This window comes from Pseudovibrio sp. Ad5, assembly GCF_001623095.1.
Lineage (GTDB): Bacteria > Pseudomonadota > Alphaproteobacteria > Rhizobiales > Stappiaceae > Pseudovibrio.
Genome location: NZ_LMCH01000014.1, coordinates 25855 through 42164 on the forward strand (window position 1 = coordinate 25855; position 16310 = coordinate 42164).

At 50.0% G+C, this 16310-nt stretch carries 12 protein-coding genes; 7 read left to right on the plus strand and 5 right to left on the minus strand.

Annotated elements, in window-relative coordinates; translation table 11 throughout:
* Window positions 1-251 precede the first annotated feature (251 nt).
* Window positions 252-731, plus strand: a complete 480-nt coding sequence (locus tag PsAD5_RS08325) for a tellurite resistance TerB family protein (RefSeq protein WP_063290330.1) — start codon at window positions 252-254, stop codon at window positions 729-731.
* 15 nt (window positions 732-746) lie between these two features.
* Complete coding sequence (locus PsAD5_RS08330) at window positions 747-1496, plus strand: glutamine amidotransferase (protein ID WP_063291767.1); 750 nt, start codon at window positions 747-749, stop codon at window positions 1494-1496.
* A 50-nt stretch (window positions 1497-1546) separates the two neighbouring features.
* Here PsAD5_RS08330 and PsAD5_RS08335 read toward each other — a convergent pair whose 3' ends face one another.
* The 3 genes from PsAD5_RS08335 to PsAD5_RS08345 all read right to left on the minus strand — a co-directional run bounded on the left by PsAD5_RS08335 (window position 1547) and on the right by PsAD5_RS08345 (window position 6960).
* On the minus strand, window positions 1547-2152 hold the full coding sequence (locus tag PsAD5_RS08335; protein ID WP_063290331.1) for an acetate uptake transporter: 606 nt from the start codon (window positions 2150-2152) through the stop codon (window positions 1547-1549).
* Between the two features lie 300 nt (window positions 2153-2452).
* Window positions 2453-5899, minus strand: a complete 3447-nt coding sequence (gene pyc / locus PsAD5_RS08340) for a pyruvate carboxylase (protein WP_063291768.1) — start codon at window positions 5897-5899, stop codon at window positions 2453-2455.
* A gap of 341 nt (window positions 5900-6240) precedes the next feature.
* Window positions 6241-6960, minus strand: a complete 720-nt coding sequence (locus PsAD5_RS08345; protein WP_057461895.1) for a LuxR family transcriptional regulator — start codon at window positions 6958-6960, stop codon at window positions 6241-6243.
* Between the two features lie 959 nt (window positions 6961-7919).
* Here PsAD5_RS08345 and PsAD5_RS08350 point away from each other — a divergent pair.
* The 5 genes from PsAD5_RS08350 (at window position 7920) to PsAD5_RS08370 (ending at window position 13802) form a co-directional block, all read left to right on the plus strand.
* Entirely contained in the window at window positions 7920-10865 is a 2946-nt protein-coding gene (locus PsAD5_RS08350) for a helicase-related protein (RefSeq protein WP_063291769.1), read from the plus strand.
* Between the two features lie 22 nt (window positions 10866-10887).
* Window positions 10888-11289, plus strand: coding sequence for an RNA-binding S4 domain-containing protein (locus tag PsAD5_RS08355; RefSeq protein ID WP_063290334.1), 402 nt, complete (start codon window positions 10888-10890; stop codon window positions 11287-11289).
* Window positions 11290-11475: 186 nt separating this feature from the next.
* A complete protein-coding gene (gene fdxA / locus PsAD5_RS08360) occupies window positions 11476-11814 on the plus strand; it encodes a ferredoxin FdxA (RefSeq protein ID WP_057461898.1) in 339 nt (112 codons plus the stop codon).
* A gap of 412 nt (window positions 11815-12226) precedes the next feature.
* Complete coding sequence (locus PsAD5_RS08365; protein WP_057461899.1) at window positions 12227-12811, plus strand: CarD family transcriptional regulator; 585 nt, start codon at window positions 12227-12229, stop codon at window positions 12809-12811.
* Window positions 12812-12932: 121 nt separating this feature from the next.
* Entirely contained in the window at window positions 12933-13802 is an 870-nt protein-coding gene (locus PsAD5_RS08370) for an RNA polymerase factor sigma-32 (RefSeq protein ID WP_063291770.1), read from the plus strand.
* 25 nt (window positions 13803-13827) lie between these two features.
* Here the strand turns inward: PsAD5_RS08370 and PsAD5_RS08375 are convergent, their stop codons facing one another.
* Both PsAD5_RS08375 and PsAD5_RS08380 read right to left on the minus strand, forming a co-directional pair.
* The gene (locus tag PsAD5_RS08375) at window positions 13828-15234 is read right to left on the minus strand and encodes a M48 family metalloprotease (protein ID WP_082827061.1); all 1407 of its coding nucleotides are present in this window, start codon (window positions 15232-15234) and stop codon (window positions 13828-13830) included.
* A gap of 84 nt (window positions 15235-15318) precedes the next feature.
* On the minus strand, window positions 15319-16071 hold the full coding sequence (locus PsAD5_RS08380) for a thermonuclease family protein (protein WP_063291772.1): 753 nt from the start codon (window positions 16069-16071) through the stop codon (window positions 15319-15321).
* Between the last annotated feature and the right edge of the window lie 239 nt (window positions 16072-16310).

Here is a 16310-nt window from a genome sequence, read left to right on the forward strand (position 1 = left end):
ATTGGTTAAAGCCTTTCAAGACCCAGAACAAAAGCACAACCTATCCTGAACCACTGCGTTCTATCATATTTGCTCCCAATTGTCGCAGTATCACGTGGCTTCAAATTGGCGTATTTCTGTCCTTTTCCTTGGCTTTTGTAATTGTTTTTGCGTATCAATAGTATTCCATTCGGATCTGAAACATCTTTAAGCACAACAGAAAAGCACTATTTTAAAGTGCAAGAAAACCAATAGTTGCACGGAGCACATGAATGCTGGACGCCCTGAAAAAGTTCTTCAAAGACCTGTCAAACGAGCAGGAAGAAGCAGGCCGCTTTTCCGAAGACGATGAACGGCTGGCGGTCGCAGCGCTCATGTTCCATATCATCGCTGTAGATGGCGAGATTGAGCAGCAGGAGCTGGACCAGTTAAAACGCGTCTTACAGCAACAGTATGAGCTGAATGAGGAAGACACAAAAGAGCTGATGGACCTCGCCAAAGTACGTGATGAGGATGCAGTTGATCTTTATGGCTTCACATCAGTCCTCAAGCGCAAGCTGGAGCCGGAGCAACGCCTGACAGTCATCGAGGCACTCTGGGAAATGGTCTACGCAGATGGGTCCGTCCATGAATTTGAAGACAACACAATTTGGCGCGTTGCCGAGCTATTAGGCGTGTCCTCCAGAGACCGCATGAAGCTTAAGCAAAAAGTAGCCAAACGACAGAGTGGCAATAGCCCTTCTTCGACCTGAAGGTTTTGATTTACAATGTTAGAGCGGAATAATCAGCACCCTGCCAAAGTTCTGGTGGTGCTGCATCAGGAAACATCAAACCCCGGTCGCGTCGGGCAGCAATTGGTCAAGCGCGGGTTCGAGTTGGATATTCGCCGCCCTCGTTTTGGCGACCAACTGCCAGACACACTTGCTGACCACGCGGGCTCTGTCATTTTTGGCGGTCCAATGAGCGCCAATGACACCGATGACTTCGTGAAGCAAGAGATCGACTGGATCAGCGTTCCGCTCAAAGAAAACAAACCCTTCCTGGGCATCTGCCTTGGTGCACAAATGCTTTCTAAAAACCTTGGTGGCCAAGTCACAGGCCATGATGATGGATTGGTTGAGATCGGCTATTATCCGCTGGAAGCAACTCAGTCTGGCACTGACCTAATGGAATGGCCACAGCAGGTTTATCAATGGCACCGGGAAGGTTTCTCTCTTCCCATGGGTGCAGAGCTCCTGGCTTCAAGCCCGACCTACAAAAATCAAGCTATCCGCGTAGGCGATAATGCATTCGGCATCCAGTTTCACCCGGAACTCACATACGCCATGATGAGCCGCTGGACCACTCGCGCTGCAAGTCGTCTGGTGTTGCCCGGAGCCAAAAAGCGCGGCGAGCACTTCCGCGAGCGCTTTGTGTACGACCCAGCAGTTCTACATTGGCTGGAAAACTTCATGGACAACTGGATCGGCTACGCATCCGAACCCGCCAGTCACTGGTCATCTCACTCAGCTAAATAGCAAAAAGGCCCGGTCATTGCCGGGCCTTTTCATATAGGTTTGCACTTTAGTTATTCAGCTGCAACAGCCTCTGCACCAGACATCTTTTCTCCCGGCTGCAGGATTGGAGAACCAACTGGCAAAACATCACGACCACAAACATCCTTATAGATAATGTGCGCCATCACATACCATGCGCAGAAAGAACACAGGATCAGCACGTAACCGGCAATCACATTAAAGACCGCTGGACCGAAATGCCCCAGAACCAGCAGGATGAAACCGAGCAGCAGGCTGCCGAAGATGGAAGCTTCTGCAGTGTGAATGTGCAGCGCGCCGTAGAACATAATGCCGGTATAGATGGTGAATGGCAGCAAGAAGAAGCCGATGTCAGAATGGGAAGATGTATAAAAGCCCAGTTTGTTGCCAACAAGAATGCCTGCAAACGCCAGCCAGAATGCACCATAAATGGTGAAAGCGCTGTAACCGAAGTTATTGCCAGTCTTTCCTGTCTGGAAACCAGCGACCAACTGCGCAAGACCACCAACAAAAACGCCAAGCCAGAGCACTGGGCCCATGTTTTCCAGAAGACCAATGTTCACCATTTGCAGAACAAAAGTCGTCATACCAAATCCAGCAAGGCCGATAACTGCTGGGTTTCCTGTTTTAGTTTGCACGGTTGCACCCTCAATAAAAAACCCAACTCTGGCCTGGTAGGAAGGCAGTTCCTAAAGATCAGAAATTGGGAAACACATTGTTGAATTGGTTGGAGCGCTGAGTACAGAAGGACACAGACAGGAACAACCGCACTACTACGGAACGTAGCAATACCTAACGTCACGTGCTGCAGATAAAAACGAGTAACATATTGATAATTATATATATTTAAAACATTAAAACAAAAAAACCAGCAATGCATAGTGCTCATGCACCAAACGCATTGCTGGTTAATCCAGATTAGCAAATACCTTCAGGACTTATCCCTTAAAGGTAACAATCAGATCTTTCGCATCAAGCTGATCACCTGGAGCCACACAGACTTCGTTGATCTCACCATCACGCTCCGCATGAACAGATGTTTCCATCTTCATTGCCTCAATGGAAACAAGCAGATCACCAGCTTTCACAGCCTGACCAGCTTTCACAGCGAGCGTAGAGATAACGCCCGGTACTGGCGCACCAACCTGAAGCTCATTGTCGTCATCAACTTTACGACGCGCAGGTGTGTTTGCAGCACTGTGAGTGCGGTCGATAATACGGATGTTCCGAGGCTGACCGTTCAGTTCAAAGAACACACGCTTTTCACCGTGCTCATCAGTTTCACCAATCGCAAGACAAGAGATAACCATTGTCTTACCCGGCTCTAGCTCAGCCATAATCTCATCACCAACCTTCAAACCATAGAAGTAGGTTGGCGTTGGAAGTACGCTGGTCGGGCCATACTTGTCCTGAGCCTTGGCAAATTCAGTGTAAACCTTCGGATACATGAGCATAGAAGACAGCTCTTGCTCAGAACCTTTACGACCCAGAACACCTGTCAGCTCATTACGCTTGGCATCCATGTCCTCAGCTTCAAGCAAAGACCCAGGACGAACCGTAATCGGCTCTTGCCCCTTCAGAACTTTCTTCTGCAGTTCAACAGGCCAGCCACCCGGAGGAATACCAAGGTCACCGTGCATCATGTTGACGACGGATTCCGGGAAGGAGACTTCCTTGTTCGGATCGATAACATCTTCCGGCGTAATGCCCTGAGACACCATCATCACCGCCATGTCACCAACAACTTTGGAACTTGGCGTCACCTTCACAATGTCACCAAACATCATGTTCACGTCCGCATAGGCTTTCGCCACTTCGTGCCAACGCATCTCAAGACCAAGCGAACGCGCCTGTTCTTTCAGGTTGGTGAACTGGCCACCAGGCATCTCATGCAGATAAACCTCAGAAGCCCCAAAGCGTAGATCGCTCTCAAACGCACGGTACTGTGTACGAACAGCTTCCCAGTAGAAGGAAATCTGCTGGATACGATCTGTGTCCAGACCGCTATCGCGAGAAGTTCCTTTCAGAGCTTCAACAACGGAACCCATACATGGCTGAGAGGTCAGACCTGATAGGGAATCCATCGCCAAATCAACAATGTCAGCACCACTCTCAACAGCCGCCAGAACAGTAGAGGCCGCAATACCGGAGGTGTCATGGGTGTGGAAGTGGATCGGAATATCGATCTCATCTTTCAGCGCCTTGATCAGAACTTTCGCAGCCTGCGGCTTCAACAGACCGCCCATATCCTTAATACCAAGAATATGCGCACCTGCAGTTTCAAGCTCTTTCGCCAGATTGACGTAGTACTTCAGATCATACTTCGGACGCGCGCTGTTCAAAATGTCGCCAGTATAGCAAAGCGCTGCTTCACACAGCTTGCCTTGCTCCTGAACAGCATCCAGGGACACACGCATGTTCTCAACCCAGTTGAGGCAGTCAAACACACGGAACACATCAACACCAGATTCAGCAGCCTGACGCACGAAGTGCTGAACAACGTTATCTGGATAGTTCGCGTAACCCACACCGTTGGAACCGCGAAGCAACATCTGAATCAGCAGGTTAGGCGCTTTATCGCGTACGAGACGCAGACGCTCCCAAGGATCTTCAGTCAGGAAGCGCATGGACACATCAAAGGTCGCGCCGCCCCAGCATTCCAAAGAGAACAGCTCAGGCAAACCCTGGGCATAGCTATCAGCAACCTGCGCCAAATCGTAGGTACGCATGCGTGTCGCAAGCAAAGATTGGTGCGCATCACGCATCGTCGTGTCGGTAACAAGCACTTGCGGCTGAGCTTTTACCCACTTGGCAAATTCTTTCGGACCAAGCTGCTCCAGCTTCTGACGAGTCCCGTCCATTACTGGCAGCTTGAACTTCGGTGCCACAGGTGCCGGTGCATCAGCTGGTGGTTTCGGGCGTCCCTTTGTTTCAGGGTGGCCGTTTACAGTGACATCAGCAATGTAGTTCAGCAGCTTCGTCGCACGGTCAGCTGTTTTAATGTTCTCAAACAGCTCAGGCGTGTCATCAATAAAGCGCGTTGTGTAAGAGTTGTCCTGGAAGGACGCATGCCCAATAATCCGCTCAAGGAAAATCAGGTTGGTCGCAACGCCGCGAATACGGAATTCGCGCAGCGCACGATCCATACGCGCACATACTTCCTCAGGTGTTGGGGCCCAGGCGGTCACTTTCTCAAGCAGAGGATCGTAGAAACGGGTGATCACCGCGCCGGCATAAGCCGTGCCACCATCAAGACGGATACCAAACCCGGTCGCACCGCGATAAGCGCTCAGGCGGCCATAATCTGGAATGAAGTTGTGCTCAGGATCTTCCGTCGTAATACGACATTGAAGCGCATGACCATTCAACTCAATCGCGTTCTGCTCAGGAACACCGGTGACCGTTTTATCGCCAATACGACCACCTTCCGCAATGCGGATCTGCGCGCGAACCACATCAATGCCAGTGACTTCTTCAGTAACGGTATGCTCCACCTGAATACGCGGGTTCACTTCAATGAAGTAAACCTTGCCAGTATCCGCATCCATCAGGAACTCAACAGTACCCGCGCCGCAGTAATCCACTTCGCGGCCAATCTTCAGGCCATACTCGCAAAGCTCACGGCGTTTTTCTTCATCAAGATATGGTGCAGGCGCACGCTCAACCACTTTCTGGTGACGGCGCTGAATAGAACAATCGCGCTCAAACAGATGTACGAGATTGCCATGCTGATCACCAAGGATCTGAACTTCAACGTGACGGGCGCGCTCAACAAGCTTCTCGAGGTAAACCTCGTCCTTGCCGAACGCTGCTCTCGCTTCACGTTTCGCTTCAACAACTTCGCGAAGAAGCGTCTCTTCATCACGGATCACACGCATGCCGCGGCCACCACCGCCCCATGACGCCTTGAGCATCACCGGATAGCCGATCTGCAAAGCAAGACGCTTCACTTCTTCCATGTCTTCAGGAAGCGGATCCGTCGCAGGCATAACAGGAACGCCAGCTTTAATCGCCAGTTCACGTGCTGCTACTTTGTTACCCAGGCGGCGCATTGTATCAGGCGATGGGCCGATAAAGATAATGCCGTTCTCACCGCATGCCTCAGCAAACTCTGGACTCTCGGAAAGGAAGCCATAACCCGGATGAATTGCATCAACGCATTGCTCTTTCGCGACGCGGATAATCTCGTCGATAGACAAGTAGGCCTCGATTGGACCCAGGCCTTTACCCACCTGATAAGCTTCATCAGCCTTAAAACGGTGTAAAGCCAGCTTGTCTTCTTCAGCAAAGACAGCAACTGTCTGGAGACCAAGTTCGTTTGCAGCTCGAAAAACTCGAATTGCAATCTCTGAGCGGTTAGCAACCAATATTCGTTGAATAGCCAAAGTTAGGTCCCCCAGTCTCTATGTATTTTGGGGCTTTATAGTCGAGCAAATCCCTCTATGGAAAGATTAATTTATAGTCACATGAGCCATTACTACATTTACCGGGTCACAAAACATTAAGAAAACGGGGAAATTCTAAGGAATTTATCGTACAATTGAGAAAAACTAAACACGTAAAAATATATACACAAACACCGTAAATTTTGACTTCTCTAATATATCTCACGAAAAATTTTCTACTTTTACGACTAAAGGTGCAACTTTTATCCGATCGCTCATGTGCAAACAGCAGGATTCGCGATGCGAACCCTGCCGAGAGCATAGGTAGGTGTCATTTTGGCTTAACGAATTAAGCCCAGCCGGAAACCCTCGGCCACAGCATGTGTTCTGTTTGCAGCGTGCAGTTTTCTGGCAGCGGAAGCCAGATACCAATCTGCTGTATGCTGAGAGATACTCAGGATCTGACTAATCTCCCAACTTGTCTTCCCTGCAGCAGACCATTTCAAGCATTCAAGTTCACGAGGTGTAAGGCGATGGCGGGGCCGACTGGTATTAGCACCAATCAATTCGCGCACCTTATTGCTCGAGTAAATGCCAACAAGATGAAGAACACTGATTTCGCGCTCATTCAGACGTACTTCCGGCCCACCAAAGATCAACATGCCTTGATAGCCTTGAAGGCCATGCACTGGCACGCAGACGCCGTCGTACATTCCGTAATCGCGCGCTTCTGACAGAACTTGCTGTGCAGCGGCAGTAATATTGCGATCACGAGCAACGCTTGACCATAAGAATGGACGGCTTGCGGTGCGCGCCTTCGCAACAATCGGATCGTTTTGTACGTAATCACGGTCGAGATAACGTTGTTGCCATTCAGGGCGCCAACCACTCAACATAATTGACCCATCAAAAGATGCGCCAGCTTCGGGGATCGCAGCGAGACAGAAGCTTGTAAAGCCAAAAGACTGGCCAAGTTCAGCAATACGCTTAGAAACACCTTCGGATGTTTCTTCATTATTAATAGATTCAACAAATTCTAGTGCAGCAGTCAACGGATTCATTTTATACACCCCTACATATTATGCCTCCAACAACCTTACTCTACGCAATATCCACTCAATATAGAAGGTGTATCTATCACCCATCTTCTATTCGAGGCTCATTGTTTTCATATTGGGAAAGAAATCTATTCAATTTAACTTCTATACCAATAGAATTACGTCCATATATATTGACATTGTTAAATTGCACTATGTCTTTTTCGAAAAGCTCAGAAGGAAAAACTTTAAACTTAAAGATCGAATTAGTATTTCTTTGGAAAAAGCTATTGTTAGGAGCAGGTTAATAAAACGTTAACCTTAGATTGCACACCCACCAATACGGATGCGTATGTAATATAGGAAAAATATTCCAGCAATTAGCAAGGTATCGCAGTTAGATTCCGTGTTTCTTTTCATTCTGCATAGATGCAAAAAACTTAACGATACGGCTGAGGGGAAAGCGGGGATAACTCCTCCCCGATGAAACTCACTGGTTAAAACAGAAGTGGCAACAAGCCTCATCTAACACTTATCCGCGGCATGTCTGGGGGCAATTAGAATTGGCAAAATTTATGCTAATACAAGACATTTACTAATGAAATCGGTTAGTAACAACGGCGAATGTGTTACACATAACCCGCAAAACTTCAGGCTTCTTGTAACCATTTAACACGATGTAACCTACCCAAAACGGCATATACTGCACGTTATAGTCATGCATCTTATTCAGCGAAAGCAGCAGGCGAACAATAACGTATACGCAAAAAACCCTTTTATGCCGGTATGAAACTGAAACTTCATTCCAGCACTCATCATCAGCATTTTTCGTCTTTATTCATTCCAGAGCTTTACAGCGATTTTCTCTGCCATATAAATGCCACTTCATTGGGTGAGGCACCGCACGGGCATTTTCAGTATCCCAGCCGAAGAATTGGGTACCGAGATACGTTTGGCCATAGACTACGGAATTGCACTTCTAGATGAACAAGAACACGCTGCACCGAACAACAAGATCACGGTCTGTCACTGCGATTTTGGGGCCAACGAACACTGGTAAGACGCATCTGGCTATCGAGCGGATGAGCGCATACTCGTCTGGCCTTATCGGATTACCACTCCGTCTGCTGGCCAGAGAAGTCTACGGGCGTCTTGTAGAGAAGAAGGGACCGGATCTTGTCGCGCTGATTACAGGCGAAGAAAAGATCATCCCGAAGAACCCACGCTTCTGGGTCTCTACTGTAGAGGCAATGCCAAAAGATCTCGACGTAGACTTCGTCGCCATTGATGAAGTGCAGCTGGCTGGCGATCTGGAACGTGGCCATGTCTTCACCGACCGCATCCTGCATTTGCGTGGCAGAGAGGAAACTCTGCTGCTTGGCTCTTCGACAATACGCCCCTTGCTCGAAAAGCTGATGCCGGGTCTGAATGTGATCACGCGACCGCGCATGTCCATTTTGACATACGCAGGTTCTAAAAAGATCACGCGCCTCCCGCGTCGCTCTGCAATCGTCGCCTTCTCTTCCGATGAAGTGTACGCGATCGCAGAACTCATCCGCCGTCAGCGCGGCGGTGCAGCAGTTGTCCTCGGCTCTCTTTCTCCCAGAACGCGCAACGCTCAGGTTGACCTGTTCCAGAACGGCGACGTTGACTGGCTCATTGCCACCGACGCTGTAGGTATGGGTTTGAACCTGGATGTAGACCACATCGCGTTCGCCGGGCACCGCAAGTTTGATGGCTATCAGTACCGCCAGTTAACCCCGTCGGAGACCGGCCAGATCGCCGGACGAGCAGGTCGACACCTGCGAGATGGTACTTTTGGTGTAACGGGCCGGGTACCCGGTTTTGACGACGAACTTGTCTATCAACTCGAATCTCACGAGTTTGAGCCCCTCAAAGTGCTGCAATGGCGCAACCCAAATCTCGATTTTTCCTCGATTCGCGCACTTTTGCGCAGTTTGGAGCATTCTCCGCGAGAAGAGGGCTTGACCAAAGCCCCTCCGGCGGAGGATATCGGTGTTCTCGAACTTGCTAATCGTGACAGGGACATTCTTTCCCTCGCGACGACGCAAGAAAGAGTTTCATTACTGTGGGATACCTGTCAGGTTCCAGACTATCGCAAGATAGCTCCGGCAAACCATGCAGATCTCGTAACAGGGATTTATTCCCATCTGATCCGGGATGGAGCCATTCCGGATGATTGGTTTAACAGTCAGATAAAACTGGCAGACAAAACCGATGGGGATATAGACACACTGGCGAACCGGATAGCACATATCCGTACGTGGACCTTTGTGGCAAACCGTGCCGACTGGCTGAACGATCCTGCTCATTGGCAGGAAGTGACGCGCGGCATAGAAGATCGATTATCAGATGCCCTTCACGAACGGCTTACACAGCGGTTTGTGGATCGGCGAACCAGCGTATTGATGCGACGTCTGAGAGAGAACAAAATGCTCGAAGCGGAGATCACCGCAACCGGAGATGTCCTTGTAGAAGGACAGCACATTGGCCAGCTTCACGGCTTCCGCTTTGCTCCGGATGCAACGGCAGAAGGACAGGAAGAAAAAGCTGTCCGTGCTGCGGCCCAAAAAGCACTAGCTAGCGAGATTGAAAACCGTGCAGAACGGTTATCCCGCGCGCCCAACGAAGAGTTCATCCTCTCCGCAGACGGCACATTAAGATGGCAGGGTGAATCCATCGCCCGCCTGATAGCTGGTGAACAGACCCTGCGCCCATCCTTGATCATTCTTGCTGATGAGCAGTTGACGGGACCTGCACGCGATATGGTGCAGGAGCGCCTTGATCTATGGATCAAGACACACATCGAAACACTCCTGAAGCCGCTTTTCGACCTGGAACAGGGCGAAGAGATCGAAGGCATCGCTCGTGGCGTGGCATACCGCCTGACCGAGAGCCTTGGTATCCTTGAGCGTCAGGAAATTTCTGATGACATCCGTCAGCTCGACCAGCAGATGCGCGGTTCACTCCGCAAGCTCGGTGTTCGCTTTGGCGCCTATCACATCTATGTCCCTGCTCTTCTGAAACCAGCACCAAGCCAGCTGCTCGCGCAGCTCTGGGCGCTGAAAGAAGGCAAAGGCGAGATCAAAGGCCTGACTGAACTTCCTCAGCTGTCCGCATCTGGCCGTACGTCCGTTCCAGTAGATCCGGAGATCGAAGGCGCGCTGTATCGCGTCGTAGGCTTCCGCGTTTGTGGTCCACGTGCTGTACGCGTCGATATTCTGGAGCGCCTGGCAGACATCATCCGTCCGCTGGTAGCCTGGAAACCCCTGGAAGAAGGCATTGAGCCGCCAGAAGGTGCACTGACAGAAGGCGGCGCATTCACCGTTACTGTTTCCATGACCTCCCTGCTCGGCTGTGCAGGCGAAGACTTCACAAACATCCTGAAGTCTCTCGGTTACCGTCTGGAAACACGCGAAGAACAGCGCCCTGTCGCCAAAAAGCCTGAAGCTCCAATTGAAGCACCTGAAGGTGTGGAAGCAGAACAAGTTGAAGGCGAAGCTGCAGCACCGGTAGCGGAAGAACCTGCAACCGAAGAGACCCCAGCTGAACCAGTAGAAGAAGCAGCACCTGCTGAAGCTTCTGAGGAAGAAGCTGGCGAGCCAGAGATGGAAACAGTTACTGTTGAAATCTGGCGCCCGGGTCGTTTCGGTGGACGTCGCAACAACAACGAACGTCAGCGCAATACACGCAGTGGCAACGAACGTCGTGGCGGTCCTCGCAGCAACAACGCTCAGCAGCGTCGCAATCCTGGTAAGCCTGGCGGTAAAGGCCGTGGCTTTAGCAAAGACCAGAACCGCGGCCAGCAAGGCAAGCCTGCTCCACGCAAAGACAAGCCGTTGGATCCGGATTCTCCGTTTGCAGCACTGATGTCCTTGAAACAGAACTTGGAAAAGGGCGACAAATAGTCGCCCCTTCGGGCTAACTGATATGGCAATACCAGAAGCACAAGAGTCTCTTCGCATCGACAAATGGCTCTGGTATGCCCGCATTACAAAATCTCGGACACTGGCACAAAAACTGGCAGTGTCCGGGCATGTTAGATTGAACAAAGATAAGATTGCGGCCGCCAAAACAGCTGTAAAGCCCGGTGATGTACTGACCATCACAATGCCGCGACGCCTTTTGATCCTTAAGGTTTTAAAACTTGGCACCCGGCGCGGTCCAGCCCCTGAAGCACAGCTGCTTTATGAGGACATGTCTCCCCCTCCACCACCCAAGGAAACACAGGTCCAGGTTGCCAAGCGCGAGGCCGGTGCAGGACGCCCAACGAAACGGGATCGACGCCAAATCGCCCGGATTCGGGGCTTCAACGAAATTGATCCTTTTTAGCGGCAACTTTACGCAAATTTTGCCCCAATATTGCAATCTCTTCGCCTATGACAGCGCTTGCACTACCCACTGAAAACCGGTAGCAAAGAGCACAAGTTTAAAGGACGAGAAAATCGTCAGGGCCACGAGAGCCCGTGCCGTTTGTCTTCAGACAAATTTGCAGCGCCAGAGACTAAGAGGATTGCGATGACATACGTCGTCACAGACAATTGCATCAAATGCAAATACACCGACTGTGTTGAAGTTTGCCCGGTCGATTGCTTTTACGAAGGCGAGAATATGCTCGTCATTCATCCAGACGAATGTATCGATTGCGGTGTGTGTGAACCGGAATGTCCAGCAGATGCAATTCTCCCAGATACTGAGCCTGGCTTGGAAAAGTGGGTTGAGCTTAATGCTGAGTACGCAGAAAAGTGGCCGAATCTGACTGTTAAGAAAGATCAGCTTCCAGAAGCTGCTGAGTTTGATGGTGTTGCAGAAAAACTCGAAAAGTATTTCTCTGATAAGCCGGGCACTGGTGATTAAGGTCCCAAAAGCTTAGAGCTACCAAATATTTATTATTTGCCAGACAGTATCCGCGGATGTCTTAATTCCTCTCTTGCTTGAGAGAGGTTGGAAATCCGTGGATAATGTGCTATACAGTTTTTTACAGTCATTTGGCTGTCTGGTTGCACCCTCCCCACTCGGAGGTTTTTTTATGGTCGCAGTTCAATTGAAGTGCGCACAATAATTTACTCCAGCATTCGCCGAAGTAGCCACAACATAGAATTCGACTGATCACATTTGAACGCGGAACCAATTGATGCGAGAAGTAGCTTTCCGCATACATTGGACTTTTCACGTTTTTCCAAAGAGAAAGATGCGGCGAACGCGCTGCATCTAGGTTGCTTGCGTCTCCCAGACAGCAAACAACCACTGCGCAGGAGAAGTATAGCGTATGGCCACACCCGCAAAAAAGACCGCGCAGCGTCAGGGGTTTAAAACAGGTGAGCACATCATTTATCCATCTCACGGCGTTGGATTGATTACTGCAATTGAAGAGCAGACCGTAGCTGGATACTCTCTTGAACTCCTCGTAATTGACTTCGAACAGGATAAGATGACGCTCCGTGTTCCAGTTGCAAAAATTGCTTCTGTAGGAATGCGTAAGCTGTCTGACGCATCTACCGTTAAGAAATCTCTTGAGACCATCGCAGGTAAACCTCGCGTGAAGCGTACCATGTGGAGTCGCCGCGCACAGGAATACGAAGCAAAGATCAACTCTGGCGATCTCATTTCAACCGCTGAAGTTGTTCGTGACCTTTATCGCTCTGATTCCCAGCCTGAACAGTCTTACTCCGAACGTCAGCTTTACGAAGCCGCATTAGACCGTATGGCACGTGAAATCGCAGCTGTTCAGAAACAGACTGACACAGAAGCAATCAGACAGATCGAAGGCGTTCTTTCCACGTCTCCAGGTCGTGCTGCCAAAGTTGCTCCAGCAACTGATGGTGAAGGCGGAGGTCAGGAAGAGGCAGCTTAATCAGCCTCTCCTAATCTAACTGATTAAAAGAAAGCCCTGCTCCAAGCGGGGCTTTCTTTTTTTGTCAAAAGATCCAAATGAACTTCAGCGCCGTATCTCAGTTTAATCGAGGGAGGCGTAAATGGCTCATTATGAAAGAGACCAAAGTCTCGGGCCTCTTGCCCGTCTGGCAAGAAAAGCCCCATATCTGTCAAAAGAAGAAGAATACAAGCTCTTGGAAGGCTGGATTGTCAGAGGCGATCACAGATCACTCGATAAGCTATCTCTGTCTCACTCCCGCTTGGTCATCGCTCAAGCACTTCGGTTCAAGTCCTATGGTGTCCCGCTCTCTGATCTAATTCAGGAGGGCCATATCGGCCTTATGGAAGCAGCCAACAGGTTCCAGCTCTCCAAAGACGTCCGTTTTGCCACCTATGCAACTTGGTGGATCAAATCATTCATTCAGGACTATGTGCTCCGCAACCAGTCGATTGTTCGCGGTGGAACCTCCTCTCGCCAGAAAATGTTGTTTTTCGGCTTCAAACGTTTGCGCGCAGAACTCTCAAGCAAACATCCTGACTTGAATGAAGAACAACTGCATCAGCAAATCTCAGAAAAGACAGGAGCAAAACTGAGGGATATAAGAATGATGTCTTCCAGATTAGGCCGGAAAGACACATCCCTCAATGCGAGCCTGAAAGGCAGCGAAACGAACCTGCAGCTTCAGGACACCCTCGCGGCTGAAGAACCTCTGCCAGACGAACTCGTCGAAGTGCACCTAGACCAGGAACGCGCAAAACGTCGTCTTTTCAATGCGATTAAAACGCTGCCACCACGCGAGCAGCGCGTCATTAAAGACCGCAAGCTAAAAGATGAAAGCGTTACACTGGAAGCCCTTGGCAAAAAACTGGGTGTTTCAAAGGAGCGTGTTCGGCAAATTGAGTCACGAGCAATGCAGAAATTGAAAGACGCTCTCACGCATTCGGATGGCTATGAAGCCAGCGGCTCATAACGCACTGCCTGAAAAACGAGCTTCTTTAGTCGGTAATGACCTTCAGGAGCTCACCTGGCTTGAAGCGTTGGTTCGCCTTAACCTGATTGAGGATCGTGAACAGCTCCAACCGACGCGATGGCTCAATGCCGCTCATGCCAACAGCAAGCTTACGAGCCGTCTCTCCACCCTTCGCTTGAATAATCTTAACTCGAAGTGGGTTAAGTCTGGCTTGTTCCGTCGGGCTTAGCTGTCGGAAGCTGCCAAGAGATTTTTCAAAATCACGAGTGAATACAGCAGTTGGCGAACGATTTGCGAAGATAAACCGATATCCGGTTAAGCCAATGCGTACGACACCGATGCGGAAAGACCAACCATCTGTAATTGCAGATCCAATAACGGCTGGCAAACCATTGATCGTGGTCGGGCGAACACTGTTATCAATCAAGCCATTGATCCAACCAGATAACATATAATCAGTTAAGCTGGCATATCCCGTCAGATCAGCACCATCAAAACGCATGGCAGTGCCGGAGTTATTACTCGCCAACACAGCCTCAGCAGAGTTCTCAAGCACAAAACCCTTTGGCACACTGAAGGAGATACCAAGGCCTTTGTGAAGGAACTGCCGCGCACGGACATACCCTTCCAGTGGATCGTCACCAAACAACATGCCATCCAAGCTGGTCAGATAGTCTTCACGACCATTCAGACCAATCCCCGGCGCACCGATCTGCCGTGCACTACGCACAGCGCGTTGAATACGATCAGGCGTGTTTGGATGAGAAGAAAGAAAATCTGGCGCTGAACTGCTTTGCCCACCAAGCTGCTGATAGCGTGCAAATTGCCCCATTGTGTTCAGGAAGCGCGCTGCGGCGTAAGGGTCATACCCAGCGCCAGCAAGTGTTCTCACACCCACATCATCAGCTTCAAGCTCCTGCTCCTGAGAAAAGCGCGCGAACTGCACCTGTTTCTCTTTGACTGCGGCATCAATGGTCTGCTGATCTTTGCCGATATTGGTCATCACTTTGGTGACGAACTCAGCCTCTTCAGCCTGACGTTGGCGTTTGATCGCATGACGCGCTGTCACGTGTGCCATTTCATGAGCAAGCACGGCAGCAAGCTCTGACGTATCATTGGCAAGCGCCAGCAACCCGCGCGTCACATAAAGATAACCACCTGGAAGAGCAAAGGCATTGACTGCAGGGCTGTTGAGCAAAGTAATGCGGTAGTGCGCTTCAGGGTCTTCCGAAGCTGCAACAAGACCACCAACAACACGTGCAATAGCTGCTTCAGCCTTACCATCCTTATAGACACCCCCATAAGTCGCGACGACACGCGGATGCTCTCTCGCCCCAACGTCACTCCCAAGCCCGGTTCGCAAGCTACCTGGTTTTTGAGCGCCTTGATTGGCAGAGCCGGTCAGCTGACACGCAACAAGAGCTACGGTCACTGCAGATATCACTAGCATTCTCAGGCTTGTCTGAAGTCCAGACAATGCACTACTCAAAGTCATTCGCGTTTCCGGCTCTTTGCCTTAGTCCAGAAGCTCCAACTGCGCTGGGTGCTTTAGCTCTATTAATGGTCCTTGGTTCAGTTGCATAACGCCCCTGAGGCGAACTCGCTTACCTTTCATCACTGAAAGATCATGCCCGAACTCCGAAAAATCCGCCAGCGTTCCCCTTTGAATAATCCCGGTTAAATCCTCTGTCCAGCGCTCACCAAAATTCAAGTATGTTTTGGATCGTGTTTGCCCAACAGAAATCAGCTTGGCTTCCACAATTCCATAAAGGCCGATTTGCTCGTAGCTAATTGACTTATAATCATTAATTACATTTTTAATGACCCATAATCCAACATTTTTCTCGCGAGCCATACTCTCCAAATTAATAAGGAATTTCAAGCAATTGAAAGCTCTTAATTGTGGCCTAACAATGGCCATTCCAGCTTTGACCAGCCTGACCGACAAATCACCCAATTCAGGATCAACCAGAATCGCAGGTCGGCGTCCCCACCGATCCTTTTGCTCAATCAACGCCTTTACCCTGACTTCCCGTTCCTCAAAAAAGTCATCAGCAAGCAGCAAATCCCGCTCTGGCATTGTCAAATCTGCGAGATAATAAAACTCACCATCGCTCGCGATAAATCTCAAAGGATTTGCGAGCACCTCCTCCATCATGATGGTCGGCAAGCTCTCATCAAGAACCGAACGCTCATCACACGGCGTCGCTAACACGGTTCCTATACAGCTCAGCAAAAAGCAGAAAAAAGCAACAAATCCCCGGAACACAACAACCCACCAACAAAGTCCTATTTGGGAATTATATCAGGTCGATGCAGTCGGAACGCCCCCGAGAACTCTCTGAGAGCAAACCTCAAAGACGCCGGTTGAACAAATTCTCTTGCTTGAACTGATACCTAGCTTGTTCACAGAGAAGCAATCTATCTCGCCTACAGCCAAATTTCATGATATTTGAAAACGCGCTGCATCCTCAACGGATGATAACATCTTAAGCGGATCGATCCGGT